Below are 24061 nucleotides of genomic sequence, written 5' to 3'. Positions count from 1 at the left end.
GATCTCAGCCTTCGGTCAGCAACTCTTGGGCCTCGCGTACGGCGGAGACCCCGCGGGCGAACTGCTGCGACACCGCCGAGGGCGAGATCCCCTCGGCCTCGGCGATCTCGCGCTGGGTCCGCCCCTGCAGGGCGGCGAGCAGCATGCGCTGCGCGCGCTCACCCAGGCGGTCGACGAGCTGGTCGCGACACAGCAGGTAGGCGTTGATGCGCCCCGCGTCGCCCGGCTCGTCCGGGTCGACGTACCAGGTCCGCTGCCCCGAGCGCCGCGGCTGCGCCAGCACGTCGAGTGCCGCACGCGCTGCCCACCAGGCCGGCCCGTCCTGGAGCAACGGCCGGCGCGTGTCGTCGAAGACGGTCGTCTCGCCCACCCCGACCCCGCAACGGACGTCGATGACGGGCAAGCAGCCCAGACGGACGAGGAGCGTGGCCTGGGTCGCCTCGCCGATCGAGGCGAACCCACCCTGGAGCTCGTCGCCGACGGTCTGCTCGAGTGGCTGCACGGGCGCGAGCGCTTCATTGGTCGCCTCGAGCACCTCCCGCACGTGCCGGTGGACGGCCGCGCGCTGCGGGGTCGAGCGGGAGGCCACGAGGTCCCCGATCACGGCGTACATAGGAAGATGATAGCTGAACTCTCCCGATCTTCAGTTATATCCTTCACTTGTGTTTAGTGAAGGATATAACTTCACTCCCCTCACCCCCCCCGTCCCGTCACTCCCCTACGTGAGCGTCGCCCGGCACCCCGATCGAGCACGCTGAGGTAGGGGAGTGTCGGGGAGGTTCAGGCGGGCGGTGCCGCCTGCGGGCCGCGGACCAGCCGGCCCGGCAGCTCACCGGTCGCCTGGCCGTCGACATAGGTCTCGACGCCGCTGACGACGGTGTGGCGGTAGCCGTCGGCGCGTTGCAACAGCCGCCGCCCACCGGCGGGCAGGTCGTGGTGCACCTCGGGCTTGTGCAGGTGCAGGGCGTCGAGGTCGATGACGTTGAGGTCGGCCTTGTAGCCCGGCGCGAGCAGGCCGCGGTCGAGGAACCCGACCGCCTCGGCCGTGGCGCGGGCCTGGCGCTGCACGACGAACTCCAGCGGCAGCCGGCCCCGCTCCCGGTCACGCACCCAGTGCTGCAACAGGGTCGTCGAGAAGCTCGCGTCGCAGATGGTGCCGACGTGCGCACCGCCGTCGGACAGCCCCGGGATCGTGAAGTCGTGCGCGAGCATGTCCCGCCCGCCGTCGAGCGAGCCGTCGACGTAGTTGGTGAACGGCAGGTAGAACATGCCGCGTCCCTCGTCGGCGATGAGCAGGTCGTAGACGAGCTCCTCCACCGGGACCCCGGCGCGCTGCGCCCGCGCCTCGAGGGTGTCGGCCGGGTCGGGCTCGTAGTTCGGCGGGTCGGTGAGCTCGAACATCTGGTCAAACCGGTCGAGGACGCTGCCGCCGATCCGGTTGGGATCGGCCTTGACCCCGAGCGCGAGCACCTCGCGGCGCATCTCCGGGTCCTGCAGCGCACGCACCTGCTCGGCGACGGGGAGGTGGGCGATGCGCTCGTACGCCGGGTTCGCGCTCAGCGGGTTCAGCGTGCAGTCCAGGCCCATGAGCAGTCCGATGCCGCGTGCGGAGACCTGCGCGCGCACGCGGTGGCCCTCGGCGTTGACCTCTTCGAGGAACCGCAACGTCTCGCGGAACCGGTCAGGTCGCCGACGCGACTGCGACAGCGAGAACGACATCGGCCGCCCCGACGCCTCCACCATCGCGCGGATCAGGTCGTAGTCGGTGCCGTAGCTCTCGTCGTCGAAGTCGGTCACCAGCTGCAGCACGCCCTTGCCGGTCGCCCCGATGGCGCGGGAGATCTCGACGAGCTCGTCGCGCCCGGCGGCGTACGACGGAGTGAGCTCGCCGGAGATGGACTTGTGATTGAGCGTGCGCGAGGTGCTGAACCCGACCGCGCCGGCCTCGACCGCCTCGGCGGCCAGCTTGGCCATCATCGCAATCTCCTCGTCGTCGGCCAGCGTGTGCGCGGCCGCCCGCTCCCCCATCGCCCGCACGCGCAGCGCGGCGTGCGGCACCTGGGCGGCGAAGTCGAGGTCGTGGGGACGGGTCTCGAGCGCGTCGAGGTACTCCGGGAACGACTGCCACGTCCACGGCAAGCCTTCGGTGAGCGCGACGCCGGGGATGTCCTCGACACCCTCCATCAGCTCGACCAGCCGCTCGCGGTCGGCCGGCACGACGGGCGCGAACCCGACCCCGCAGTTGCCCATCACGACGGTCGTGGCGCCGTGCCACGACGACGGCTGGAGGTAGGAGTCCCAGGTCGCCTGGCCGTCGTAGTGGGTGTGGACGTCGACGAACCCCGGCGTCACCAGCGCCCCGTCGGCGTCGATCTCGCGCCGGCCCCTGCCCGACACCTGGCCGACCTCGACCACGATGCCGTCCTTGATCGCGACGTCAGCCGTACGCCGCGCCTCCCCGGTGCCGTCCACCACCGTGCCGCCCCGGACCACCAGGTCGTATGCGCTCATGAGCCACCCCTTCGTCGACGTCGCCGCAGTCTCGGCGAGGCCGCAGCTACGCTGCAACGGAAGTTGCTGGACCGGCAAAAGGGAGGCGTACGGCGTGCAGCACGACTGGCAGCAGGCACTCGACCAGGTCGCCCCGCGCCTGCGCCACCTGCGACAACGCCGCGGGCTCACGCTGGCCCAGGTCGCCGAGCAGACGCAGATCAGCGTCAGCACCCTGTCGCGCCTGGAGTCCGGTACGCGCAAGCCGACGCTGGAGCTGCTGCTGCCGCTCGCGCAGGCCTACCGCGTCCCGCTCGACCACCTCGTCGATGCGCCCGCCTCCGGCGACCCGCGCATCCACCCGCGCCCGGTGCAGCGCGCCGACATGGTCTACATCCCGCTGTCGCGCCGCGGCAGTGACGTGCAGGCCTACAAGCTGCTGCTCCCAGCTCACGGCGTCGCCGGCGAGCAGCGCCTGCGCACCCACGAGGGCACCGAGTGGCTCTACGTCCTCGAGGGCTCCGCGCGGCTGCAGGTCGGCGAGAGCGTCACCGTGCTGGGGCCGGGTGAGGCCGCGGAGTTCGACTGCCATGTCCCCCACGGCGTACGCAGTGACGACGACCAGCCGGTGGAGATCCTGGCGCTGTTCAGCCCCCAAGGTGCGCGCCTCCACATCGGTCCGGAGTGAGGCCGGCGCACGACCGGACTAGGGTCCGATCATGACCACCCCCGTGCTCCTCGTGATCGGTGCCGGTCCCGGCGTCAGCGGTTCGCTGGCCCGGTTGTATGCCGAGGAGGGGTACGACGTGGGCCTGGTCGGTGTCGACACCGAGGTGCTGGCCGAGCTGACCGCTCAGCTGGGCGAGTCCGGCGTACGCGTCGAGGCAGCCACGGTCGACATCACCGACACCGAGGCCGCGCGGAACGCGATCGGCCTGCTCGCCTCGGCGTTCGGCCGCATCGACGTCCTGCACTTCAACCCCAGTGCCTTCCGCGAGAAGGATCCGCTGGAGCTGAGCGTCGCCGAGCTGCTCGAGGACGTCGCGCTCGGCGTCGGCGGCCTGCTCACCGCCGTGCAGGCAGCGCGGCCGTTCATGCCCGAGGGCGCCCGCGTGACCGCGACCGGCAGCATGGCGGCCGACAAGCCGTGGAACCGCGCCGCCTCGCTCGGCGTACAGAAGGCCGGGTTGCGCAACCTCGTCCGCAGCCTCGACACGACCCTCGAGCCCCACGGCATCCGCGCCACGACCGTGACGGTCCGCGGCGCGCTCAGCGCCGAGGGACCGTTCAGCCCCGACCGGGTCGCCGAGGCGCTCCGGGCAGCCGCGCGTCAGGACGTCGCGTCGTGGGAGGTCGAGGTGGCGTACGACGGGTGAGGCGCGGCCTCAGCCCAGCTGCGCCCGGATCCGCCCCGCCATCTCGCTGCCGAACGCCACGATCCGCAGCTCGTCGAACCCCTCCGCGACGGTCAGCACCTCGAGCGCGGCAGCGACGGCGTCGTCCTTCGGCCAGCCGTAGACCCCGGCCGAGACGAGCGGGAACGCCATCGTCCGCGCCCCCAGCTCGCGCCCGATCCGCACCGCCTCGCGGTAGCAGGACGTCAGCAGCGAGCGATCCCGCTCACCAGCCGCGTAGTTCGGCCCCACGACATGCACGACCCAACTCGCCGGCATGTCCCCGGCCGTCGTCCAACCGGCAGCACCGGTGGCCAGACCGTTGGGGAAGCGCCGGATGCAGTCCTCGAGCACAGCCGGCCCTCCGGCCCGGTGGATCGCGCCGTCCACCCCACCGCCCCCGCGCATCCCGCGGTTGGCGGCATTGACGATCGCATCGACCTGCTGGGTGGTGATGTCACCCTCGACGACGGTGACGACGTGTCCACTCATGACTTCGAGCGTACGGCGCGCTCAGGCTGCGCTGCCAGAGCGACGGCGCGGCCGACGGACGAGTCCCAGCACGCCCCGGCGTCGGACGGCAGGCGCAGCAGCTTCGTCCTGTGGGGAGGCGTCCTCGGACCAGACAGCGACGTCGGGGACCCCGGCGTGATCCATGCCCATCCACTCCGCCACCTCGGGCGGCAACGGTTGCCAGTCCATGCGGTTCTCCTCCCCGGTGGGAGATGTCTACCCGCTGCGCAGCGCCGACGTTCCACCAGCCGCGCGGGAGGCCGCTATTCGACCGACTCGGCTCGGACTGCATAGCCCGAAGTGACTAACCGCTCGACGACGGACGGATGACCCCGTCCCTCAAAAGTGCCGCTCAGGCTTCCACCGTCGTGCGCGACGCGGTCCCTCCGACGCCCGCCCATCCCTGCATCAACCGACGCGCAGCGGGCGGACCAGCCGATCCCGTATTGCGGATCTGGACGACCTCGAGCGGCTCGACGTCGACGTGAGAGACCAGCGGGTGCTTGGGGCGCTCGTCGTCCTCGCCACCCCCGAGCAGCACCTCGTGCATCTTCTCCCCCTCGCGCAGACCGGTGAACACGATCTCGATGTCCTCCCCCGACTGCGCAATGAGCTGCTCGGCAACCTCGACGATCCGCACGGGCTGTCCCATGTCGAGGATGAGGGCCTCGCCGTCGGAGCCGATCGCCGCCGCCTGGATGACCAGCTCCACGGCCTCCTCGACAGTCATGAAGTAGCGCGTGACGTCGGGGTGGGTGACGGTGACCGGCCCCCCTGCGGCGATCTGCGCCGCGAACGCTGTCAGGACCGACCCCCGGCTACCGAGCACGTTGCCGAAGCGGACGCTGAGATAAGTGCCTTCGGGAGTACGCCGAGCGACGTCGGCGGTCAGCCGCTCGGCGACCCGCTTCGACAGCCCGAGCACACTGGAGGGATCGGCGGCCTTGTCGGTGGAGATGTTGACGAAGTGCGTCACGCCGACGGCGGCAGCGGCCTCGAGCACGTTGAGGGTGCCGTGGACGTTGGTCTTGAGCGCCTCGGAGGGGTACTGCTCCAGCATCGGTAGGTGCTTGAGCGCGGCGGCGTGGAAGACCACCTCGGGTTGGCGCTCGCTGAAGATCCGCTGCAGCGCCTCGGTGTCGCGGATGTCGGCGAGGATCACCTCGTCGGTGTCGAGCATCGCCCGCCCGTGCAGCGAGAGCTGGACGCCGTGCAGCGCCGACTCGTCGCGGTCGAGCAGCATCAGCTCCGACGGTCCCCACTTGTGGATCTGGCGAGCCAGCTCAGACCCGATCGAGCCGCCGGCGCCGGTGACCAGCACCCGGCGGTTGGTGAGGTAGCCCGCCACGGCGGAGACGTCGGTGTCGATGCGGGTGCGGCCGAGCAGGTCGGCGACGTTGATGTCACGCACGTCGCGGATGCTGATCGGCCGGTTGAACATCTCGTTGACACCGGGCAGCACCTTGATGCCGATGCCGAGCTCGCGCGCCGCCTCCGAGGCCCGGCGGATCAGGTCACCGTCGGCGCTCGGGATGGCCACGATCAGCTTGGTCGCCCCGGTGTTGCGGACGGCCTTCTCCAGGTCCGCACCGGTGCCGAGCACGCGCACGCCGTGGATCTCGAGGTTGCCTTTGCCCTTGTCGTCGTCGAGGAACCCGACCGGCGTGTACGGCGACGTGGGGTCACCCAGCATGGAGCGCAACAGTTGCCGGCCGCCGGAGCCGGCGCCGTAGATAATCGTGGGCCGGGCGTCACGGGAAGGGCCGCGCAGCTCGGTGCGGTCCCAGAAGTGCCGCCACGCCACCCGGCTCCCGACCATCACCAGTAGCGCGGCCGGGGTCGCCGCCACGGGCACCGCGCGGGCAATCATGTCGGGCACGACGAAGGCGTTGATCAACCCAGTCGCGAGACCGGCGAACATCGTGGTGGCTGCCAGGTCGACGATCTCCTCGAGGCTGGCGACCAGGTGGCGGTGGCGATAGACGTGAGTGAGGATTCCGATGACCGCCTGGAGGGCCACGGCGATCGCAGCCACCATCGCCACGTCCTGCCACACCGGCGCCGAGGCGGAGTCGCCGTAGCGCAGGGACGCGAAGACGAAGTACGCCGCGACCAGCGCGGCGGAGTCGTGGAGCAGCATCAAGGGTCGCCGGATCTGGCGAAGACGATTGGCGAAGGTCACTGGCAGTGCTCCGAGATGCGCGGGGGAGGGTTGGGGACGTGCCACGATCCCAAGGTAAGGGCTCACGGCGGACTGGTCTCGCCAAACGAGTCCTACCCGTCCGCAATTCACGCAATCCTGCAGTTGCGTTCGACCAGCATTGCCCTTCAGCGGCGGCCGGTGACCTGCCGCAGCGCCGGCCGCACGTCGAGCAGGTAGACGAACGCTGCGACGGTGCCGACGATGTTGATCAGCCCGAGCGGGCTCCACATGATCATGTGGGCGGCGAGGAAGATTCCGGTGATCAGCAGCCACGCCTGTTTGGTCAGCTTGTCCGCCGCTGGGAACGCCTCGGCCCGGTGGCTGACGGCGTCGATGAACGCCCACGCCTTCACCCCGAACAACACAAGGGTGGCGACGAGGGTGATGCCGTTCTGGACCGCAAAGACCTCCACCCCGCCAGTCTAGGGGCGGAGTGGAGGTCTTCTTGTCGGTCGAGCGAAGTCGAGACCTCAGTCGCCGACCTTCGCCCCAGCGTCAGCGGTGGCCTTGGCGGCCGACTTCGCCGACTTCTTCGCGGCGGTGCCGGTAGCCTTGGCGCTGCTCTTGGCCGGACCGGACGACTTCTTCGCCGACTTCTTGGCGGTCGAGGTCGTCTTCTTGGCGGTCTTCTTGGCCGCAGCCGTGCCCTGGGTGCGGGTGGTCTTCGCCTTGGCCGTGGTCGTCGAGGCGGCCTGCTTGGTCTCCTGCGTCGACTCCTGCGTACGGACCCGGCCGATCAGCTTCTCGCCGCGGGCGGCGAGGTCACCGTAGGTGCCGGTGACCTCGGCGAGGGTCTCCGCGACGTACGCCTCGACCTTGGCCGGCACGGCCTGGGCGTCGGCCTGCAGCTCGAGCACGCGGGCGGCAGCGCGGTCCTGGGCGGCCTTGGCGTCCTTGGTGAGCCCGTCGACGCGGGTCGCGACGAGGGTGAGGGTCTGGTCGCGCAGCGCCTTGGGGTCGCGCTCGACCTTGCCGAAGCGGTCGATGACGATGGTCTGGGCGACGCCGGCGTAGGCGCGGGCCTTCTCGACAACGAGGTCGGTGGCACCGACGACGGCATACAGCGGACGCGTGACCTCGGTGGGCACCTGCGGGGTGGTGAGCTTGATGGCCATGAGTGGATTCACTCCTTCTCTGTGGCCGGCGAGGTACCGGCCTGGGGGGTCTGGGTGGATGCCGCCTCCGCACCATTGGCGGCGCGGAACGAGGCGTAGACATCGAGCAGGGTCTGCTTCTGGCGCTCGGTGAGCCCGGAGTCGGCGAGGATCGCCAGCTCGACGGAGCGCACCTCACCGTCCTCGGGTCGGAGGATGCCGGCGTGGACGTAGAGCTGCTCCGCGGAGATCCGTAGCGCCTTCGCGAGCTGCTGCAACACCTCGGCCGACGGCTTGCGCAGTCCGCGCTCGATCTGGCTCAGATAGGGGTTGGACACCCCGGTCTGCTCAGCGAGCTGGCGCAGTGACAGCTGCGCGCTCTGCCGCTGGTCGCGCAGGTATTCGCCCAGGGTCCCGACGGTCTCGTTGACCGCTCCGGTGACCTTGGCCGCCTGCGCGCCCACCTTGCTTCGTGCCATGACTCCATGGTGCTAACTTTTGCTAGCACTTGCAAGCACTACGCAGGTGAGCCGAGTCACCCGGGGGCAGCGCCGGTGGATCCGTACTGCCAGGGTCCATCCCACGGGACATACCGACCCAGCGCCCCCGAGCGGCGCCTAACTTCAGTGCGATGGTGTGACGACTCTAGGAGGCCCCGTGGCACTCGGCTTCGGCCACCGAGCACGTGTCGGCCAGCTCTATCCGTCCGGCGGGCTGTGCGACTACGAGCTGCAGATGATGGCTCCTGCGGGCGTCCAGGTCGTCACCACCCGCATGCCCTTCGCCGCTACGAGCGCAGCCGACGACCTCGCGATGATCCGAGACCTCGAGCGCAACGCGTTGCTGCTGGCGGACGCGGAGGTCGACCTGATCGCCTTCAACTGCACCGCCGCCAGCCTGCTCGCCGGGCCCGAGGTCGTCACTGCCCGGATCACTGCAGCGACCGGCATCTCGGCAGTGACCACCATCGACGCGGTCGAGCAGGCGCTCCTGGCTCTGGATGCGCGCCGCATCGCCTTGGTCAACCCCTACCCGCCCGAGGTCGAGGAGCACGAGATCTCCTACCTCGCCGACCACGGCTTCACGGTGGTGGCGACCGCCGGCCCGGCCTGCGCCACGCCGACGGAGCAGGGTGCGATCCCCCATGACACGTGGCGTCGCGAGGTCGGTGGGCTCGACCCGGCCGCCATCGACGCCGTGCTGATCAGCTGTGCCGGTGTCCAGACTGCGGAGATCATCGGCGAGCTAGAGGATCTCTGCGGCCTTCCGGTGGTCACCAGCAACCAAGCATTGCTTCGTCTCGTACTTCTCCACTTGGGGCTCGAACCTGTCTCGCCCGACTACGGCCGTCTCCTGGCTGCTCGTGCCGCCGCCCTGCCCGCCACAGAGGTTGTTCGATGATGAAGGGGTACGCGCCGTCGCGCTTCGGTCAGCTGCACTACGTCGAGGTCGGTTCGGGCCGCCCGGTGCTCCTCCTGCACCAGACACCCCGCAGCTGGGACGAGTTCCGCGACGTCATCCCGCTGCTCGCCGGGCACTGCCGAGCGATCGCCATGGACACGGTGGGATTCGGCGCCTCGGCGCGCGTCGACGAGCCGTTCAGCATCGAGCTCTTCGCCGATGGTGTCGCAGATCTGTTGACCGCGCTCGACCTCGAGGACGTCCTCCTCGTCGGGCACCACACCGGGGGCGTGGTCGCCATGGAGGTCGCCGCCCGCGGCGACCGACGCGTGACCGGGTTGGCCCTCTCCGGCGTTCCCTGGGTCGACCAGCCACGCCGGGAGCGGGTCGCGTCGGCGCCGCCGATCGATCACGTCGACCCGTCCCCCGACGGCGCACACGTCGGCCAGCTCTGGGCGCGCCGGCGTGACTTCTACCCCGCGGACCGTCCGGACCTGCTCGACCGCCTGACCCGCGACGCCCTCGCAGTCCTCGACCGGGTCGAGGAGGGACACCAAGCGGTCAACCGCTACCGGATGGAGGACCGCGCCGGTCTCGTGACCGTCCCCACGCTCGTGCTCTGCGGCGCGGAAGACGCGTACTCGCTGCCCGACGTGCCCGCGCTGGTGGCTGCGCTGACGGCGACGCCCGCCGTTCGCACCGACGTGCTGGACGACACCGGCGTGCCCTCCGCTGACCACCGTCCTGACTTGTTCGCCGCGGCCCTGATCGCCGAGCTCGAAGCCCAAGGAGCACGATGACCGACCGATCGGTGCACTGGTTCGCCCTCGGAGGCACCATCCAGGCACAGGGTCATGACGCCCTGGACCGCCACCGCTACTTCCGCACCGGCCAGACCGTGGACGCCACCGCCCTGTTGGCGCAGTGGCCGGCCGCGGGCCCGGCTGTCGTCGTCGAGCAGATCGCTGCCGGCGCCAGCCACAACCTCTCCCCTGCGCTCGTGCTCGATCTGGCGCGACGCTTGCGCGACCTCGACCCGCGCACGGTCTCGGGCGCGGTCGTCTCGTTGGGATCCAACGCCCTGGAGGAGGTCGCCTTCCTGCTGTGGTTGTTCGGACCGGCACCCGTCCCGGTGGTCGTGACTGCCGCCATGCGGCCGCCGACGGCCCTCGGGACCGATGCGCACGCGAATCTCTTCGCGTCCCTGACGCTCGCAGGGAGTGCCGAGGGTCTCCGCGCCGGGACCGTGGTCGTCTCCGACGACGCGGTCCTCCACCCGGTGGGACTGACGAAGAGTCATACTGCCGACGTCGATGCGTTCAGCGCGAGCGGCGTCCGCCTCGGGACCGTGGAGCCGGGCCGACGCCCGAAGATCCACCGCAGCGGCTCTGCCTCCCCCCTGGTCGGCTCCGAGCTGCCCGCCGACCTGGCCCCGGTCTTCCAGCTCGCTTCCCACCTGGGCTCCGACGGCACGCTGGTGCAGGCTGCGGTGCAGGCCGGCGCGCGCGGCATCGTTGCGGTCGGCCTGGGTGCAGGGTTCCCACCCGCCGCCGAGCTCGACGCCCTCCGGGCGGCGCACGAGGCCGGGGTCGCGATCTGCCTGGCACGCCGCACCGCCCGCGGTCGTACGACCGGGGCGGCCGAGACCGCCCCGCTGTTGAGTGCGGGTGAGCTGACCGCGCTCCAGGCCAGGCTGGTGCTGTCGGTGGCCCTCAGCGGAGAGTCCGCGTCGACGGCGGTCTTGCAGACGCTGCTGGACGACTGCCACGCCTGAGTCGGCGCCGCTCAGCTCGCGAGCAGGTCCTCCACGGCGTGCTCGACGAGTCCGGCGACGGCGTCGAGCTTCCACGCGTTGTTGGCCAACGGGTGCGCGTGTGCGTTGAGCTCGCGGTCCAACAGTGAACGTACTCCCGCCGCCGAAGGGGTCGTGCCGTCGAGAGCACGCTCGGTCTCCGTCGCCCGCCACGGGACCGGCCCGATGGCGCCGAGGACGATCCGGACGTTGGACCAGACGCCGTTCACGATGTCCGCGCTGACGGTGGCGGACGCCGTGGCGAAGTCACCCTGGTAGAGCGCGAGCTTCTTGAACGACGACCGGCTGGTCGGCGACGGCAGCGGGACGACCAGCTCGGTGATGACCTCACCCTCGTGGAGCGCCAGCTCACCCGGCCCGTCATAGAGGTCAGCCAGGGACAGCTGGCGCCGAGCCTCGCCGCGTGCGATGACGACCCGGGCGTCGGCGACCTGCAGCACCGTTCCCAGGTCCGAAGGGGTCACGGCCTGGCACCGATGGCCGTCGATGACGGCGTGCTGGAACCGATGGTCGCCATCCACCGCGTAGCACGGGCTGGTGACCCCGTTGCGCTTGTAGCACGAAAAGCCGTTGCGGAAGAACCAGCACCGCTTCTCCTGAGCGAGGTTGCCGCCCACCGTGGCCGAGTTGCGGATCTGGGGCGAGGCGATGCTCGCGACGGCGGCCACCACGTAGCCGAGCGACTCCGGCAGTGACTCCTCGAGCTCAGCCAGGGTCACCGCGGCGCCGATCCGCAACGCATCGCCGTCCTGGCGGATGAGGCGCATCGACGGCACGCCGATCGTCGAGATGAGCACCGGCGCCGGTCGGCTCTGTCGCTCGCGCTCGACGACGGCGTCGGTCCCCCCGCCGATCGGTTGTGCGCCGTCCACCGTCGCCGCCGTCAGCTCATCGACGGTGTCGGGTCGCAGGACCCTCGGCGGGGCAGGCGGCGCGGAGCTCCTCGCCTTCGGCCCCAGCTTGGTGCCCCAGCGGTGGAGTGCGCTGTGCAACCCGCGTGGATAGAGCCACCGCAGCAGGGCGATCCACCAGCGATCCGGACGACGCCACAAGCCGTGGCGGCGTACCCGGCCCTCCTGGCGCGCCAGCGCGGTGAGGACCTTGTCGGGCGTGATCGGCAGCTCGGTGATGCGCACACCGACCGCGTCCGCGACCGCGTTGGCGATAGCGGCACCCGGAGGGATGATCGACATCTCCCCGACGCTCTTGGCGCCATAGGGGCCAGCGGGGTCGTCGGCGTTGACGATCACCGGACGGATGGACGGCAAGTCGGCCGAGCGCGGCATGGCGTAGTGGAGGTAGGTGGAGTTGACCACCCGGCCCCCCTCGCGGATTAGCTCCTCGCCCAGCGCGGCGCCGAGACCCATCGCGGCACCGCCAGCGATCTGCCCCTCCACTGCGGTGGGGTTGAGCGCCGTGCCGACATCGTGAGCAGCGACGTAGTCGAGGACCTGCACCTTCCCCGTACGACGGTCCACCTCCACGAGGGCACCGTGGGCGGCGTACGCGTAGGTCGGCGACAGGTTGAACCGGTCCTTGTCCGGCGAGATCATCTCGGTGCCGTCGAGGACGTAGCTCACTTCGTGGCTCAGGCAACCGTCGCGCGCCTCGTCGCTGAGCAACACCAGGTCGCCGAGATCCACCTCGCCGGTGGGGGCGACGGCCTTGCCGTCGCGGAGCTCGACGTCGTCGCTGCCGAGCTTGACCGCGGCCAGGGCGCGGATCTTGTCCCGGAGCTCGCGCGCCGCGAGGCCGACCGACGATCCGGTCATGTGGGTGCCCCGGGACGACCACGCGCCGAGCTCGAAGGGCGTCAGCTCACTGTCCATCGAGAGCACGTCGACGTCGTCGAGATCGACGCCGAGCTCGGTCGCGGCGATCTGCGCGAGGATCGTGTTCTGTCCCGTTCCGGCGTCGGCGCTGCCGTGGCGCACCCGGACCCGGCCGTCGGCGAAGACGTCGACTGCGGCGTCGCTGCGGTTGGCCATCTCGTAGGCGTAGGCACCGCTGCCGTGCATTCCGGCTGCGACGCCCAGACCCCGGTCTGCCCGGTCGCTGCGGTGCTCCTCCTTGCGCTGGTCCCAGTCCAGTCCGTCGCGTACGGCGCGCAGGCAGTCCTCGAGGCGGGAGGTGGTGACGGCGTAGCCGCACAGCGTGGTGGCGTACTCGGGCCCGAGGTTGTCCAGGCGCATCTGGAGCGGGTCGAGGCCCAGCTCGCGGGCGAGGTCGTCCACCTGGGACTCGACCGCCAGCGACACCTGGGGGGTCCCATAACCGCGGAACTGGCCGCCCGGCTGCGTGGCCGTGTCCACGAGTCGCGCTGCGAAGCGAGCGCCGTCAGGGCGGTACATCGAGCCAAGGGTGATGACACCGACGCGCATCACCGACGAACCCATGTGGTTGTAGCTTCCGTTGTCGACCAGGATGTCGGCGTCGAAGAGCCGAATGGTCCCGCGGGCGTCGGCGGAGGTCCGCAGTCGGGTCTCGAACCGGTGGCGGGGCTTGTTGGCGCCGAACTCCTCCTCGCGGGTCAGCTCCAGCAGCACCGGACGCCGGGCCTTGCGGGAGAGCGCGGCCGCCAGGACCTCGTGCTCGCTGGCCTTCGACTTGGACCCGAAGCCCCCGCCCACCGCCACCTCGCGGCAGATGACGTGGCTGTGCGGGATCTCGAGCAGGTGCGCGACTTCCTTGGCGATGAACCATGGCGCTTGGGTCGAGGTCCACAGCTCGACGCGTTGGCCCTCCTCGTCCCACGCTGCCAGCGTGGTGTTGGGCTCCATGCAGGCGTGGGACACGCTCGGGTAGACGTACTCACCCTCCACCGTGTGGATGCCTGCTGCCTGGCCCGAGGCGACGTCGCCCCAGTCGGTCCGCAGCAGCACGGCGACGTTCGCCTCATCAGTGACGCGCTCGTGCAGGCGGCGTGCGGCCGGCTCGAGAGCCGCCCGGGGGGTCAGGGGAGCACGCCGGACCCGGTACTTCACCTTGATTGCGGCGAGTGCCGCGCGCGCGATCGCGGGCGTCTCCGCCGCCACCGCCGCGACCTCCTGACCCACGTGCCGCACCACCGAGTCGGCCAGTGGCGGACGATCCGAGAGGGGCGCCCCCCGGTGCAGGTAGGTGATCCCCGGCCGGAAGTCGTCCTTGGTGATCACAGCGTGCACGCCGGGCATACGCTCGGCGGCCGAGACGTCCAGCGTGACGATCTCCGCGTACGGGTGGGGCGAACGCAGAACCGCGGCGTGCAGGTGCTCGGGGGTGCTCAGGTCCGCGGTGAAGAGCACCCGCCCGCGCGTCCGGTCGTCCCAGTCGAGGGGCCGCACGCGAGCACCGACGTAGCTCACCGGATCTCCTCCTTCTCGACCCGCGCCTCGACCCGTTGCTCGACCACGGAGCACAGTGCGGCGGTGATGGCCTGGTAGCCGGTGCAGCGACAGATGTTGCCCGACAGGCGCTTGCGTACGGCGCACGGCAGGTCGCCCTCCTCGGCGAGCCGCCCGGCCTGACGCACCAGTGCGGCGCCGTGGACGAGCTGTCCGGGCGTGCAGAACCCGCACTGGAACGCCCCGCGGTCGGCGAACTCCTCACGCAGGTCGCTGATCTCGTCGGCCAGACCCTCGAGCGTCTCGACCGGACCGCGCACCAGACCGGCCATCGTCACGCACGCCATCGTGGGTCGTCCGTCGACCAGCACCGTGCAGGCACCACACTCGCCGCGCCCACAGGCGACCTTGGTCGCTGTGAGTCCGAGCTGATCACGCAGGACACTCGCGAGTGACTGCGATGCAGGGGCGAGGACCTCGGTGCCGTTGACGACGAGCGTCGTCGGGTCGTCCTCGCTGCCTGCCCCGAGGGTCACAGGTGGCTTGCCCAATGCAACCGCCGCGTCTCGATCCAGGCATACAGGTTGTTGATCACGTTGCCCAGGACGCCCAGGATCAGCAGCGCAGTGAACATGCCCGCGATGTCGAACATCGACTGCGCCTGGGTCAGGTAGAAGCCGATCCCGTTCTGACCACCGACGAGCTCGGAGACGACCATCATGATCAGCGCGATCGGCAGCCCGACCCGCAGACCCGCGGAGATCATCGGGATCGCCGACGGCAGGACGACCCGGCGGATCACCTGGAACCGGTTGAGTCCGTACATCCGCGCCACGTCGATCCGCTCGCTGCGGCAGCTCCGCGCACCGGCGATGGTGTTGACCAGGACGGGGAAGGCGACGCCGAAGGCGATGATCGACACGCGCATCCCGTCGCCCAGGCCGAAGAGGAGGACGGCGATGGGCAGCACGGCGACGGCCGGCAGCGACCGCAGGAACTCCATCGTGGGGGTCGTGTAGTCGGCGATCCGGCGCGACGAGCCGATGGCGAGGCCCGCCAGGATCCCGACCAGTGCCCCGATGACGTAGCCCATGGCGAAGCGCTCGAGGCTGGGGAGCAGGTCCGAGCGGGTGCGGTCCCACATCCAGTCGTCGCGCAGCGTGATGAGGACGTCGCTGAGCGGCGGCAGGTAGATGCTGGTCGTGTTGCGGCCGGCGAACTCCCACAGTGCGAGCAGGGTGATCGGCAGGATCCACGGTAGGAGCAACCGGCCTGCGCGGTTCGCGATGCGGTGCGTCATCAGTTCCCCTCCGTCCGGGCCGCGCTCCAGAACACCATCCGGCGCTCGAGGGCGGCCACGATGAGCGCGATCGTGTAGCCCAGGACACCGACGACGAGGATGCCGGCGTACATGTCCTCGGTGCGGATCGCCACCTGCATCCGCACGATGTAGTAGCCCAGTCCACCGTTGCGGGTCAGGATCTCGACCGTGATCACCAGGATGAGGGCGATCGCCGAGCTGATCCGGATCCCCGTGACGATGCTTGTCGCCGCCGAGGGGATCTGAACGCGGCGGAAGATCTGCCAACGGTTGAGGCCGAAGGTCCGCGCCGCGTCGATCGAGACCTGGTTGACCCCCTTCACGCCGTAATAGGTGTTGAAGAGGATCGGCCACAGAGACGCGTAGACGACCATCGCCACCGTGGTGGTCGTCCCGACGCCGAGCAGCAGGATCGAGAACGGGATGAGCGCCACCGACGGCAGGGGCCGCAGGAACTCGATGACGACACGGAAGAACTCCCATGCGGTGCGTGAAGCGCCGAGCGCCGCTCCCAGCAGGACACCGGCCACGATCGCGATCCCGAGCCCGCGCGCATACGCGCCCATCGTCGCACCGACACCGGACAGGATGTCGCCGCGCTGGATCTCGGACCAGAGGGCGACTGCGACCTCACTGGGGCGAGGGACGTAGAGCGACGTGATGACGGTCGCCGTCAGCACCTCGAGGAACAGCACCAGACCGACCGCGAAGACCGCACCCCGGAAGTTGGGGCGGCCCCTCCGTCGGCGCGGCCGTGCCGGGCGCGGCGCCGACGGGTCGGGAGCAGCAGACCCGACCTTTTCGTCGAGCACCGTACTCGTCGTACTCATGGGGATCCTTCCGGGCAGATGTCGAGAGGCGGAGCCGGCGCGGACGACTCGTGGTCGTCCGCGCCGACGGCGCGTCAGTCGATCTGGGCGATGATGTCGGTGGCCTCGACCGGCTTGGGGAGCACGTTGAAGCGGCTCATGACGTCGATGACCGGCTGGAGCATCTCCTCGGTCGCCTCGTCACCGAACTGGAGCAGCTGCAGGGTCGCGACGCTCTCGTCCGTGAGGTTGGTGTACTCCTGGAGGATCTGCTTGCGCTCGTCCTCGTTCGCCTCGTCGTTGGCCCAGGCGTTGGTGTCGGCGATCGCCGCCTGGAACTTCTCGATCAGCTCCGGGTTCTCCTCCACGAGGCTGCGCTGTCCGAACCAGATGGTGTTGTAGAAGTCCTGGCGATCGTTGACAGCGTCGTAGGGGACCGTCAGCACCGATCCGAGACCGTCGGCCTCGATCTGTGCGTTGAAGGGCGCGGTCACGGTCGCCGCGTCCACCTGTCCGCTCTCGAAGGCCTGACCGACCTGCGTGAAGTCGAGCGTGACGAAGTTGATCTTGTCGATGTCGACACCGGCATCGTCGAGGGTCGCCAGCGTCGAGAGGTGCGGCATCGTGTTGAGGGCGTTGACCGCGATCGACTTGCCGGCAAGACCCTTGACGTCGGTGATGTCACTGCCCTTGGGCACCATGACCCACACGCCGGGGTTGTCCTCCTTGTAGACGGCGCCGCCGGCGACGATCTGGAACCCGATGCCGGCCGCATTCGCGGAGGCCACCGACGTCGGCGAGGTGAGCGCGAACTGAGCGTCACCCGACTCCACCGCTGCAGCGAGCTCGGGCACGTTCGCGACGATCTTGACCGTGACGTCCAGGCCGTTGTCCTCGAAGAAGCCCTGCTTCTCTGCGTAGAAGGCTTGGGACCCGGAGTCCGAGCCGACCGTGGCGATGGTGATGCTGGTCGAGCCGTCCTCGTTGGCGGACACACCCGAGCCGCCGTCGTCGCTACCGCAGGCCGACAGGAGGGCGAGTGCTGCGAAAGCGGCGACCAACGGCGCTGATCGCTTGAGGTTTCTGCGCATGGCGTTCCTTACTTCTGGTGGGAGTGGGCGGGTTGTGGTCCGTCAGTGCCCGGGAACGGCCTGGCGCTGCTGCGTGAGGCCCATGACGTCGTGGATGTAGGCGCGGATGCGCAGGAACTCGGGGTGACTGCGCGTGGCCACCTGGCTGCGCGGTTGCGGCAGCTCGACGCGCAGCTCCTCGGCGACGAGACACGGCGGCTTGCTGAGGATCACGATCCGGTCGGCGAGGTAGATCGCCTCGTCGATGTCGTGGGTCACCATCAGCATCGTGTTGCCGGACTCCCGCAGGCGGTCGCGCACGTCGAGCAGGGTGTCCTCGAGCCCCTCCTTGGTGAGGGCGTCGACGGAGGCGAAGGGCTCGTCGAGCAGGAGGATCTGGGGCTGGAACGCCAGCGCGCGAGCGATCGCCACGCGCTGCTGCATCCCTCCGGAGAGCTGCCCGGGGTGGTAGCTCTCGAAGCCGCTGAGGCCGACACTCGAGAGCGCGTCGCGGACCCGGTTCGCCTTCTCCTGCTTGTCCATCTTCTTGTTGCCGGCCAACGGGAAGCGAACGTTCTTCTCAACCGTGAGCCAGGGGTAGAGCGAGCGCGTGTAGTCCTGGAAGACCAGGGCCATCTCCGGCGGCGGCCCCGAGATCTTGCGCCCGTTCAGCTGGACCGTCCCCGAGGTCGGCGGCAACAGCCCCGCCATCATCCGGAGCAGGGTGGACTTGCCGCAGCCGGAGGGGCCGATGATCGCGACGAACTCCCCCTCCTCGACGTTGAAGGTCAAGCCGTCACAGACGAGGGGGCCCGACTCGGTGTACCGCTTGCGCAGGTCCTCCACCTCGAGGATGCGACGAGCCGAGGCGACATGGTTGCCCCCGGTCGGCGGAGTAATGGTTGGTGCACTCATCGGGCTGCTCCCTCCCTGGCGCCATCGCCGTGGCGCTGATTGAAACGACGAGACCGGTCCCACGACGCAGGACGCACCAGGCGGCCGCATGCGCTGCCGGCGGCGGGCTGATTCCGCGGTCCGAACCCATCCAGCGGGCCCGTCGTACAATGTACGGTACATCGCTGGGCCGAGATTGGAAGTCTTTTCTCGAAGGTTTTCATGTGGTTTTCGGGGCCTTCCCGCCGGGTGCAGCTCACCGGATCGCCAGGGCCCGCGAGCGGGCTGCCGGTATCCGAACGTCGGATCAGGCTAAGTCCGCCCCGACGCCGCGCAGCCAGGCGTCCCGTGCGACGGAACTGCGCACCGCGAGCACGTGACGGCGCTAGGGGCAGCCCGGTGCCGCGAGATCGCCGGGCTTCATCACGGCCGATCCGCGTGGCGCAGGTGTTCATCGGACCCTCTCCCTTTCCCGCGAAGCACATCGTCCCGTACTATGTACGGTACGTTGTTGGTCGAGCGCACAGCATTCCCTCTACGGGTTTCGCGGTTGTTACGGCGACGTTCCGCCGGGATGTTCTTCGAATCGCCCGGCATCGCAGTGCTCCGGGCCCGGCGTTCGCAGGCTAAGGGCGCTCATTCGCAGCGAAGGAGGTCGTCCCGTGACGCGGAACACACCCTCGCGCGACCAGGCGAACATGCTCGAGAAGTGCCTCCGCATCCTCCAGGCCTATCGGAGTGGGGACATGCACTTGAGGCTGGCCGACCTCGCCCAGCGGACGGGGATGCCGAAGTCGACGGTGCACCGCCTGGCCCACGTGCTGATCGAGCACCGGCTGCTCTCCCACGACGAGCAGGGCTACCAGCTGGGGATCGCGCTGTTCGAGCTGAGCAGCCTCGTCCCGGTCGAGCAACAGCTCCGGTTGGCGGCACTGCCGTTCCTTCAGGACCTGTTCATGGCCACGCACGAAACGGTCCACCTCGGTGTGCGCGAGGGAGTCGACGTGGTCTACGTCGAGAAGATCCACGGGCACTCCGACCTCGGTCTGCCCTCCCGGGTCGGCGGACGCCTTCCGCTCAACTGCACCGGCATCGGCAAGGCACTGCTCGCCTTCAGCAGCGACGAGGTGCGGGCGGACTACCTGGCACGACCATTGCGCCGCATCACCGACAAGTCCGTCACCGACCCGGCCCGGCTCAGTCGTGAGCTGTCGGAGGTGCGCGCGACGGGCCTCGCCTTCGAACGCGAGGAGGCGACGATCGGACGCGAGTGCGTCGCCGCCCCCGTCCTCGTGCAGGGCGAGGTGGTTGCGGCGATGTCGATCTCCGTCCCGGTCTCGGCCTACCGCATGCCGCACCTCGCGGCGGCGGTGAAGACATCCGCGCTCGGCCTGTCGCGCTACCTGCGCAATGCCCAGGAGGTGTTGGAGAACGGGACTCGTTCCGTCTCACGGGAAGCGGACTCCCCCAGGGGTGAACGGGTCGTCACCATGCGTATGACCTGAGCCACGAGGATGCGCGCCGACGGGCCACGATCCGCATCCCCCACAACGTCACGAACGATCAGGCAATCCGATCAGGAGTTGAGCACATGAGCACGGTGGTTGGCGGCGTCGCCGCATCCCACAGCACCCTGATGAACACCCATTGGGAGGAAGTCGACCACCTGCCGGAGGCGCACCGCTTCCGCGATGGTCTGCACGCGGCACGCGACTTCCTGGCAGAGCGCCGACCCGACACCATCGTCGTGATCGGCTCCAACCACTTCCGGGGTCTCTTCCTGGACCTGATGCCCTCGATCACGGTGGGCGTCGCGGAGGTCAACGGCGCGGGCGAGGCCGGTACGCCGGCAGGGCCGCTGCCCGTCGACACCCAGCTCGCCAAGAGCCTGGTGGACGGACTGGTCGACGACGGTTTCGACCCGGCGTTCTCGCTGCGCCTCACTGTGGACCACGGGATCACCCACAGTCTCCAGCACCTGGTGCCCGAGCTGGACGTGCCGATCGTCCCGGTCGTCCTCAACATGTTCGCTCCCCCGCTGATCCCGCTCCCGCGGGCGCAGGCGATCGGGAAGTCACTGCGCAGGGTGATCGAGGCCGACGGTGCGGACAAGCGGGTCGCCGTCATCGCGTCCGGCGGGTTGTCCCATCGCCTGCCGTGGCCCGACTGGGCGGACGCGCTCTCGGAGGACGACCAGTTCCTGGTCGAGGCCTGGCTCAACGGCCGCGAGCAGTGGAAGGAGTTCGAGGTACGGCGCCGGCAGATCATTCGCGCGGCGAAGGCCGACATCAACCCGGCGTTCGACCAGGACTTCCTGGCCCAGCTCGAAGCCGGCGATCTCTCCCGCACGCTCGAGCTCACCAACGCCGAGGTGGAGGACGTCGCAGGCAACGGCGCTCAGGAGATCCGATCCTGGATCGCCATGGCAGCCGCTGTCGGCGGCCGCGGCCGCACTCTCGCCTACTCCGCCGTCGACGAGTGGCTCACCGGCATGGGTGTGGCCGTCGTCGAACCCGCCTGATCCGCCCTACACACCAGCACCTAGGAGAACCCTTGACCATCTGGACCGAACTCTCTGATGTCCCCTTCGCCGTCGAGTACGTCGACGCGGGCGGCCTGCGTACCCGCGCCCTGCGCGCCGGCAGCGGCGAGCCGATCATCATGCTGCACGGCACCAGCGGACACCTGGAGGCCTTCGTCCGCAACGTCGCGGTGCTGTCGGAGCACTACGACTGCCACGCGGTCGACATGATGGGCCACGGCTACACCGACAGCCCGCAGGTGCCCTACCGGATCCCGGGCTATGTCCAGCACGTCCTGGACTACCTCGACGCCCAAGGCATCGAGTCCGCCCACTTCATCGGTGAGTCCCTGGGCGGCTGGGTCGCAGGTCGCCTTGCGGCCGACCACCCCGAGCGGGTGCGCACCCTCGCGCTCGTCGCCGCCGGCGGCACCGTTGCCAACCCTGAGGTGATGGAGCGGATCAAGGCCAGCACCCGACGCGCAGTGATGACCGACGATCGTGACCTGACCCGGGCCCGCCTGGAGCTCCTGATGCACGACCCGGTCAACGTCACCGAGGAGCTGGTCGACGTCCGCCACACGATCTACCACCGGCCGAGCTTCGTCGAGAACATCGACCACCTGCTCTGCCTGCAGGAGATGGAGAACCGGACCCAGGACCTGCTCACCCCCGAGCAGATGGGTCGCATCACGGCCCCGACCCGCGTGGTCTGGGGTGCGGAGAACCCGTTCGGCGACGTCCCCGAGGCGCGAGCGATGAGCGCCGCGATCCCGGGCTCCGAGCTTGCGATCTATCCCGAGTGCGGGCACTGGCCGCAGCACGAGCACGCCGACCGCTTCAACAAGGAGACGCTCGAGTTCCTGGCAGCTCAGCGATGACGTCCTCGTTGCGGATCGGCCTGCGCGTCCCGCCGTGCAAGCCGGTGGCGGAGCTGGGCGAGTTCGCCGCCGAGGTCGAGCGCGCCGGCTTCGACGACATCTACGTGCCGGACTCGCAGGTGCTGTGGCGCGACGCGTGGATGACACTCTTCGCCGCCGCGCAGGCCACGCAACGGATCGGACTGGGGACGGCGGTGACCAACGTGGCCACGCGCCACCCCAGCGTCGTCGCGTCGCTGGCGCGGACGGTCGCCGAGGCCGCGGACGGCCGGTTCCGGCTCGGCCTGGGTGTCGGCAACAGCTCCGTCGAGCCCATCGGCCTCTCGCCGAGCACGGGTGCGGAGCTCCGCAACGGCATCGTCGCTATCCGGCGCCTGCTCGCGGGCGAGGAAGCCAGCTTCGGCGAGGCTTCGGTCCGGCTGCGTGACCCTTATCCAGGCGTACCGGTGCTGGTGGCAGCCAGCGGCCCGCGCAACCTGCGCCTTGCAGGCGAGGTCGCCGACGGTGCGGTCCTGCTCAGTGGCGTCTCGACGCCACTGCTCACCCGTGCCGTGGGTCTGGTGCGCGAAGGTGCCGAGGCGGCCGGTCGGGACCCGGAGTCCGTCGAGATCATCGTCTCGGCCCACGCCCGGGTCACCGACGACATCGAGCGCGACGCCCGGATCCTGAAGCCGATCTGTGCGGGCATCGCCCAGCACGGTGGCCGCAGCGCGCTGGCGAGCGCCGGTCTGGAGATCGAGGTGCCGTCGCACGTCCCCGAGATCTACCCGGACCTGGTGCACGCGGAGGACTGGGACCTGGCCGTCGAGCACTGCTCACGCTGGGTGAGCGACGAGGACGCGGTGACCTTCGCGCGTGCTTTCGCGCTGTTCGGTACGCCGGAGGAGATCGTCGCCCGCATGCGGGACGCGGAGTCGCTCGGCGCCACGACGATCTTCTTGCAGCACGTCGGCTCCTACGACCTCCCGTACTCCCTGCGCGACGACATCGCTGCGAAGGTGCTGCCGCTCCTCGGTGTCGATGACCGCTGACGGGAGCCTGACCGGTGCGGAGATCGCCTCGATCACGCACCGGTCGGGCTCGGCGCCGGACGCGGCTCGGCAGCGCGCGGTGCTGGAGCTCGTCGACGCGGTCGCGTGCATGCGGCTGGGCGCCTCCCATCCGCTCGTCACCGAGGTCGCGGCTGCCGAAGCGTGGCTGCAGGCCGGCCCCCATGCGTCGTTCGCGGCGCGCGACCTCGGACTCGAGCAAGCCGTCCGCCTGGACGCCCTCGCGTGTCACGTGGACGAGCTCGACAGCATCGAGCCGGCCTCCGCCGTCGTACCCGCAGCACTGATCATCCCCGCCGCCCTGCACGTCGCGGTCTGGCGCGGGGTCTCCGGCGACGTGCTCGTGAACGCCATCCTGGCCGGGTACGACGTCGTTACCACGTGCGGAAGGGCGCTCGGCGGGCCCGAGGCCTACCGCCACGGTTGGTGGCCGAGCTCCACGGTCGGGGCGCTGGGCGCCGCCGCCGCGGTCGGGGTCGTGCTCGCCCTCGACGAGCAGCAGCAGGCGGCGGCTTCGGGCATCGCCGCTGCGCGCACCGGTGGCCTGCTCTCCGATGACGAGCTCGGGGCGGGTCACTACCTTGCGGCGGCCGACGCCAGCGTCGCAGGCATGCGCGCGGCCCTCCTGGCGGAGCGGGGCTTAGGTGCCTCCGCCACCTACTTCGCCGGTCCGATCGCCCGCGCGATGCCGTCGTGGCGAGCCGCGGTCGCACCGGCGCCGGGCGCCGGGGTCACCGCGACGCTCGTCAAGCCGTTCCCCTGTGCGCGCCCGCTGCAGGGGGTCGCCGCTGCCCTCCAGGACACCCACCTGCCGCTCGAGCGCGTCACCGCGGTGGTGGTCGAGCTTCCGGAGCCGCTGCTGCGGTTCGTGTCGAGCGCCATCGAGGTGCCCGACGCCACCGCCGCGGCCGCCAGCCTGGCCCATGTGTTCGCGGCAGCCCTCGACGGCCGGGTTGCCGACGCGCGGTTCTATCGCGCCGCCGCGCTGCCCGACCCGGCGCGCCTCCCGACCCTCGAGCTCCGGCCCCTCCCCGACGCGCCCGCCGGCTCCTGGGGGTGCCGGGTCCACCTCCGCACGGACACCGGCGAGACGGATGTCCTCGAACGGCAACCGCCGAGCGTGCGGGACGACGCGATCATCGCGAAGAGCCGACGCACCCTGACCGACGCCGGAGTCCCCCGGGCGGTCGCGGACGAGGTCCTGGGTGATCTCCTCGTAATCGACACGTGTCAAGACCTGAGCTCGCTCGAGCTGCAAGCACGCCTCACGCCGACGAACGGATGA

General features: G+C 70.1%; 24 protein-coding genes. 10 read left to right on the top strand and 14 right to left on the bottom strand.

Annotated elements, in window-relative coordinates:
- Positions 1 to 4: 4 nt before the first annotated feature.
- Together J2S59_RS08175 and J2S59_RS08170 are read right to left on the bottom strand one after the other, a co-directional pair.
- Positions 5 to 613 carry a SatD family protein gene (locus tag J2S59_RS08175; RefSeq protein WP_068124590.1) on the bottom strand — a complete coding sequence of 203 codons (609 nt, stop codon included), beginning with the start codon at positions 611 to 613 and terminating at the stop codon, positions 5 to 7.
- A 167-nt stretch (positions 614 to 780) separates the two neighbouring features.
- Positions 781 to 2511, bottom strand: a complete 1731-nt coding sequence (locus tag J2S59_RS08170) for an N-acyl-D-amino-acid deacylase family protein (protein ID WP_068124592.1) — start codon at positions 2509 to 2511, stop codon at positions 781 to 783.
- Here J2S59_RS08170 and J2S59_RS08165 point away from each other — a divergent pair.
- Positions 2510 to 3178 carry a helix-turn-helix domain-containing protein gene (locus J2S59_RS08165; RefSeq protein WP_181642593.1) on the top strand — a complete coding sequence of 223 codons (669 nt, stop codon included), beginning with the start codon at positions 2510 to 2512 and terminating at the stop codon, positions 3176 to 3178. The genes J2S59_RS08170 and J2S59_RS08165 overlap by 2 nt on opposite strands.
- A gap of 31 nt (positions 3179 to 3209) precedes the next feature.
- Positions 3210 to 3866 (top strand): SDR family oxidoreductase, encoded by a 657-nt coding sequence (locus tag J2S59_RS08160; protein ID WP_068124596.1) that lies wholly within the window; start codon positions 3210 to 3212, stop codon positions 3864 to 3866.
- A 9-nt stretch (positions 3867 to 3875) separates the two neighbouring features.
- Here J2S59_RS08160 and J2S59_RS08155 read toward each other — a convergent pair whose 3' ends face one another.
- From J2S59_RS08155 to J2S59_RS08130, 6 genes are all read right to left on the bottom strand, one after another.
- The gene (locus J2S59_RS08155; RefSeq protein ID WP_068124598.1) at positions 3876 to 4376 is read right to left on the bottom strand and encodes a macro domain-containing protein; all 501 of its coding nucleotides are present in this window, start codon (positions 4374 to 4376) and stop codon (positions 3876 to 3878) included.
- Between the two features lie 21 nt (positions 4377 to 4397).
- Positions 4398 to 4586 carry a hypothetical protein gene (locus J2S59_RS08150; RefSeq protein ID WP_181642594.1) on the bottom strand — a complete coding sequence of 63 codons (189 nt, stop codon included), beginning with the start codon at positions 4584 to 4586 and terminating at the stop codon, positions 4398 to 4400.
- 163 nt (positions 4587 to 4749) lie between these two features.
- Complete coding sequence (locus J2S59_RS08145; RefSeq protein WP_068124601.1) at positions 4750 to 6537, bottom strand: polysaccharide biosynthesis protein; 1788 nt, start codon at positions 6535 to 6537, stop codon at positions 4750 to 4752.
- Between the two features lie 188 nt (positions 6538 to 6725).
- On the bottom strand, positions 6726 to 7013 hold the full coding sequence (locus J2S59_RS08140) for a DUF2516 family protein (protein WP_068124603.1): 288 nt from the start codon (positions 7011 to 7013) through the stop codon (positions 6726 to 6728).
- Positions 7014 to 7070: 57 nt separating this feature from the next.
- Positions 7071 to 7715, bottom strand: coding sequence for a hypothetical protein (locus tag J2S59_RS08135; RefSeq protein ID WP_068124605.1), 645 nt, complete (start codon positions 7713 to 7715; stop codon positions 7071 to 7073).
- Between the two features lie 8 nt (positions 7716 to 7723).
- On the bottom strand, positions 7724 to 8173 hold the full coding sequence (locus J2S59_RS08130; RefSeq protein WP_068124608.1) for a helix-turn-helix domain-containing protein: 450 nt from the start codon (positions 8171 to 8173) through the stop codon (positions 7724 to 7726).
- A 178-nt stretch (positions 8174 to 8351) separates the two neighbouring features.
- Between J2S59_RS08130 and J2S59_RS08125 the strand changes: the two genes are divergently transcribed.
- Genes J2S59_RS08125 through J2S59_RS08115 form a run of 3 tightly spaced genes read left to right on the top strand, consistent with a single transcriptional unit; the run spans position 8352 to position 10869 of the window.
- Entirely contained in the window at positions 8352 to 9095 is a 744-nt protein-coding gene (locus J2S59_RS08125; RefSeq protein ID WP_068124612.1) for a maleate cis-trans isomerase family protein, read from the top strand.
- Entirely contained in the window at positions 9092 to 9895 is an 804-nt protein-coding gene (locus J2S59_RS08120; RefSeq protein WP_068124614.1) for an alpha/beta fold hydrolase, read from the top strand. The genes J2S59_RS08125 and J2S59_RS08120 overlap by 4 nt, the downstream gene beginning before the upstream one ends.
- The gene (locus J2S59_RS08115) at positions 9892 to 10869 is read left to right on the top strand and encodes an asparaginase domain-containing protein (protein ID WP_068124616.1); all 978 of its coding nucleotides are present in this window, start codon (positions 9892 to 9894) and stop codon (positions 10867 to 10869) included. The genes J2S59_RS08120 and J2S59_RS08115 overlap by 4 nt, the downstream gene beginning before the upstream one ends.
- An 11-nt stretch (positions 10870 to 10880) precedes the next feature.
- On the opposite strand, the gene J2S59_RS08110 is transcribed toward J2S59_RS08115, so the two are convergent.
- The 6 genes from J2S59_RS08110 to J2S59_RS08085 form a co-directional block, all read right to left on the bottom strand.
- Positions 10881 to 14252, bottom strand: a complete 3372-nt coding sequence (locus J2S59_RS08110) for a molybdopterin cofactor-binding domain-containing protein (RefSeq protein WP_068124618.1) — start codon at positions 14250 to 14252, stop codon at positions 10881 to 10883.
- On the bottom strand, positions 14249 to 14767 hold the full coding sequence (locus tag J2S59_RS08105; protein ID WP_220138616.1) for a (2Fe-2S)-binding protein: 519 nt from the start codon (positions 14765 to 14767) through the stop codon (positions 14249 to 14251). Before J2S59_RS08105 ends, J2S59_RS08110 begins: the two co-directional genes overlap by 4 nt.
- Positions 14764 to 15531: an ABC transporter permease gene (locus tag J2S59_RS08100; RefSeq protein ID WP_068124622.1), complete on the bottom strand. Its 768-nt coding sequence runs from the start codon at positions 15529 to 15531 to the stop codon at positions 14764 to 14766. Before J2S59_RS08100 ends, J2S59_RS08105 begins: the two co-directional genes overlap by 4 nt.
- On the bottom strand, positions 15531 to 16382 hold the full coding sequence (locus J2S59_RS08095; protein ID WP_181642595.1) for an ABC transporter permease: 852 nt from the start codon (positions 16380 to 16382) through the stop codon (positions 15531 to 15533). The genes J2S59_RS08100 and J2S59_RS08095 overlap by 1 nt, the downstream gene beginning before the upstream one ends.
- A gap of 74 nt (positions 16383 to 16456) precedes the next feature.
- Positions 16457 to 17452, bottom strand: coding sequence for an ABC transporter substrate-binding protein (locus tag J2S59_RS08090; protein WP_181642596.1), 996 nt, complete (start codon positions 17450 to 17452; stop codon positions 16457 to 16459).
- A gap of 42 nt (positions 17453 to 17494) precedes the next feature.
- Entirely contained in the window at positions 17495 to 18346 is an 852-nt protein-coding gene (locus J2S59_RS08085; RefSeq protein ID WP_068124628.1) for an ABC transporter ATP-binding protein, read from the bottom strand.
- Between the two features lie 641 nt (positions 18347 to 18987).
- Between J2S59_RS08085 and J2S59_RS08080 the strand changes: the two genes are divergently transcribed.
- From J2S59_RS08080 to J2S59_RS08060, 5 genes are all read left to right on the top strand, one after another.
- Positions 18988 to 19830 carry an IclR family transcriptional regulator gene (locus tag J2S59_RS08080; protein WP_220138617.1) on the top strand — a complete coding sequence of 281 codons (843 nt, stop codon included), beginning with the start codon at positions 18988 to 18990 and terminating at the stop codon, positions 19828 to 19830.
- Between the two features lie 86 nt (positions 19831 to 19916).
- Positions 19917 to 20846 (top strand): DODA-type extradiol aromatic ring-opening family dioxygenase, encoded by a 930-nt coding sequence (locus tag J2S59_RS08075; protein WP_068124630.1) that lies wholly within the window; start codon positions 19917 to 19919, stop codon positions 20844 to 20846.
- A gap of 32 nt (positions 20847 to 20878) precedes the next feature.
- A complete protein-coding gene (locus J2S59_RS08070; protein WP_068124632.1) occupies positions 20879 to 21727 on the top strand; it encodes an alpha/beta fold hydrolase in 849 nt (282 codons plus the stop codon).
- Positions 21724 to 22758: an LLM class flavin-dependent oxidoreductase gene (locus J2S59_RS08065; RefSeq protein ID WP_068124635.1), complete on the top strand. Its 1035-nt coding sequence runs from the start codon at positions 21724 to 21726 to the stop codon at positions 22756 to 22758. The genes J2S59_RS08070 and J2S59_RS08065 overlap by 4 nt, the downstream gene beginning before the upstream one ends.
- Complete coding sequence (locus J2S59_RS08060; protein ID WP_181642597.1) at positions 22748 to 24061, top strand: MmgE/PrpD family protein; 1314 nt, start codon at positions 22748 to 22750, stop codon at positions 24059 to 24061. The genes J2S59_RS08065 and J2S59_RS08060 overlap by 11 nt, the downstream gene beginning before the upstream one ends.

Origin of the sequence: Nocardioides massiliensis (assembly GCF_030811215.1) — a bacterium.
Taxonomy (GTDB): domain Bacteria; phylum Actinomycetota; class Actinomycetes; order Propionibacteriales; family Nocardioidaceae; genus Nocardioides_A; species Nocardioides_A massiliensis.
Note: the sequence above shows the minus strand (reverse complement) of the source record. Positions and strands in the feature narration are given on the sequence as shown.

Coding starts and splice junctions, on each gene's coding strand:
- J2S59_RS08095 (WP_181642595.1), bottom strand. CDS start 16,382: ATGAGTACGACGAGTACGGTGCTCGACGAAAAGGTCGGGTCTGCTGCT.
- J2S59_RS08165 (WP_181642593.1), top strand. CDS start 2,510: ATGAGCCACCCCTTCGTCGACGTCGCCGCAGTCTCGGCGAGGCCGCAG.
- J2S59_RS08135 (WP_068124605.1), bottom strand. CDS start 7,715: ATGGCCATCAAGCTCACCACCCCGCAGGTGCCCACCGAGGTCACGCGT.
- J2S59_RS08085 (WP_068124628.1), bottom strand. CDS start 18,346: ATGAGTGCACCAACCATTACTCCGCCGACCGGGGGCAACCATGTCGCC.
- J2S59_RS08065 (WP_068124635.1), top strand. CDS start 21,724: ATGACGTCCTCGTTGCGGATCGGCCTGCGCGTCCCGCCGTGCAAGCCG.
- J2S59_RS08175 (WP_068124590.1), bottom strand. CDS start 613: ATGTACGCCGTGATCGGGGACCTCGTGGCCTCCCGCTCGACCCCGCAG.
- J2S59_RS08075 (WP_068124630.1), top strand. CDS start 19,917: ATGAGCACGGTGGTTGGCGGCGTCGCCGCATCCCACAGCACCCTGATG.
- J2S59_RS08120 (WP_068124614.1), top strand. CDS start 9,092: ATGATGAAGGGGTACGCGCCGTCGCGCTTCGGTCAGCTGCACTACGTC.
- J2S59_RS08155 (WP_068124598.1), bottom strand. CDS start 4,376: ATGAGTGGACACGTCGTCACCGTCGTCGAGGGTGACATCACCACCCAG.
- J2S59_RS08150 (WP_181642594.1), bottom strand. CDS start 4,586: ATGGACTGGCAACCGTTGCCGCCCGAGGTGGCGGAGTGGATGGGCATG.
- J2S59_RS08060 (WP_181642597.1), top strand. CDS start 22,748: ATGACCGCTGACGGGAGCCTGACCGGTGCGGAGATCGCCTCGATCACG.
- J2S59_RS08115 (WP_068124616.1), top strand. CDS start 9,892: ATGACCGACCGATCGGTGCACTGGTTCGCCCTCGGAGGCACCATCCAG.
- J2S59_RS08090 (WP_181642596.1), bottom strand. CDS start 17,452: ATGCGCAGAAACCTCAAGCGATCAGCGCCGTTGGTCGCCGCTTTCGCA.
- J2S59_RS08170 (WP_068124592.1), bottom strand. CDS start 2,511: ATGAGCGCATACGACCTGGTGGTCCGGGGCGGCACGGTGGTGGACGGC.
- J2S59_RS08145 (WP_068124601.1), bottom strand. CDS start 6,537: ATGCTGCTCCACGACTCCGCCGCGCTGGTCGCGGCGTACTTCGTCTTC.
- J2S59_RS08130 (WP_068124608.1), bottom strand. CDS start 8,173: ATGGCACGAAGCAAGGTGGGCGCGCAGGCGGCCAAGGTCACCGGAGCG.
- J2S59_RS08160 (WP_068124596.1), top strand. CDS start 3,210: ATGACCACCCCCGTGCTCCTCGTGATCGGTGCCGGTCCCGGCGTCAGC.
- J2S59_RS08100 (WP_068124622.1), bottom strand. CDS start 15,531: ATGACGCACCGCATCGCGAACCGCGCAGGCCGGTTGCTCCTACCGTGG.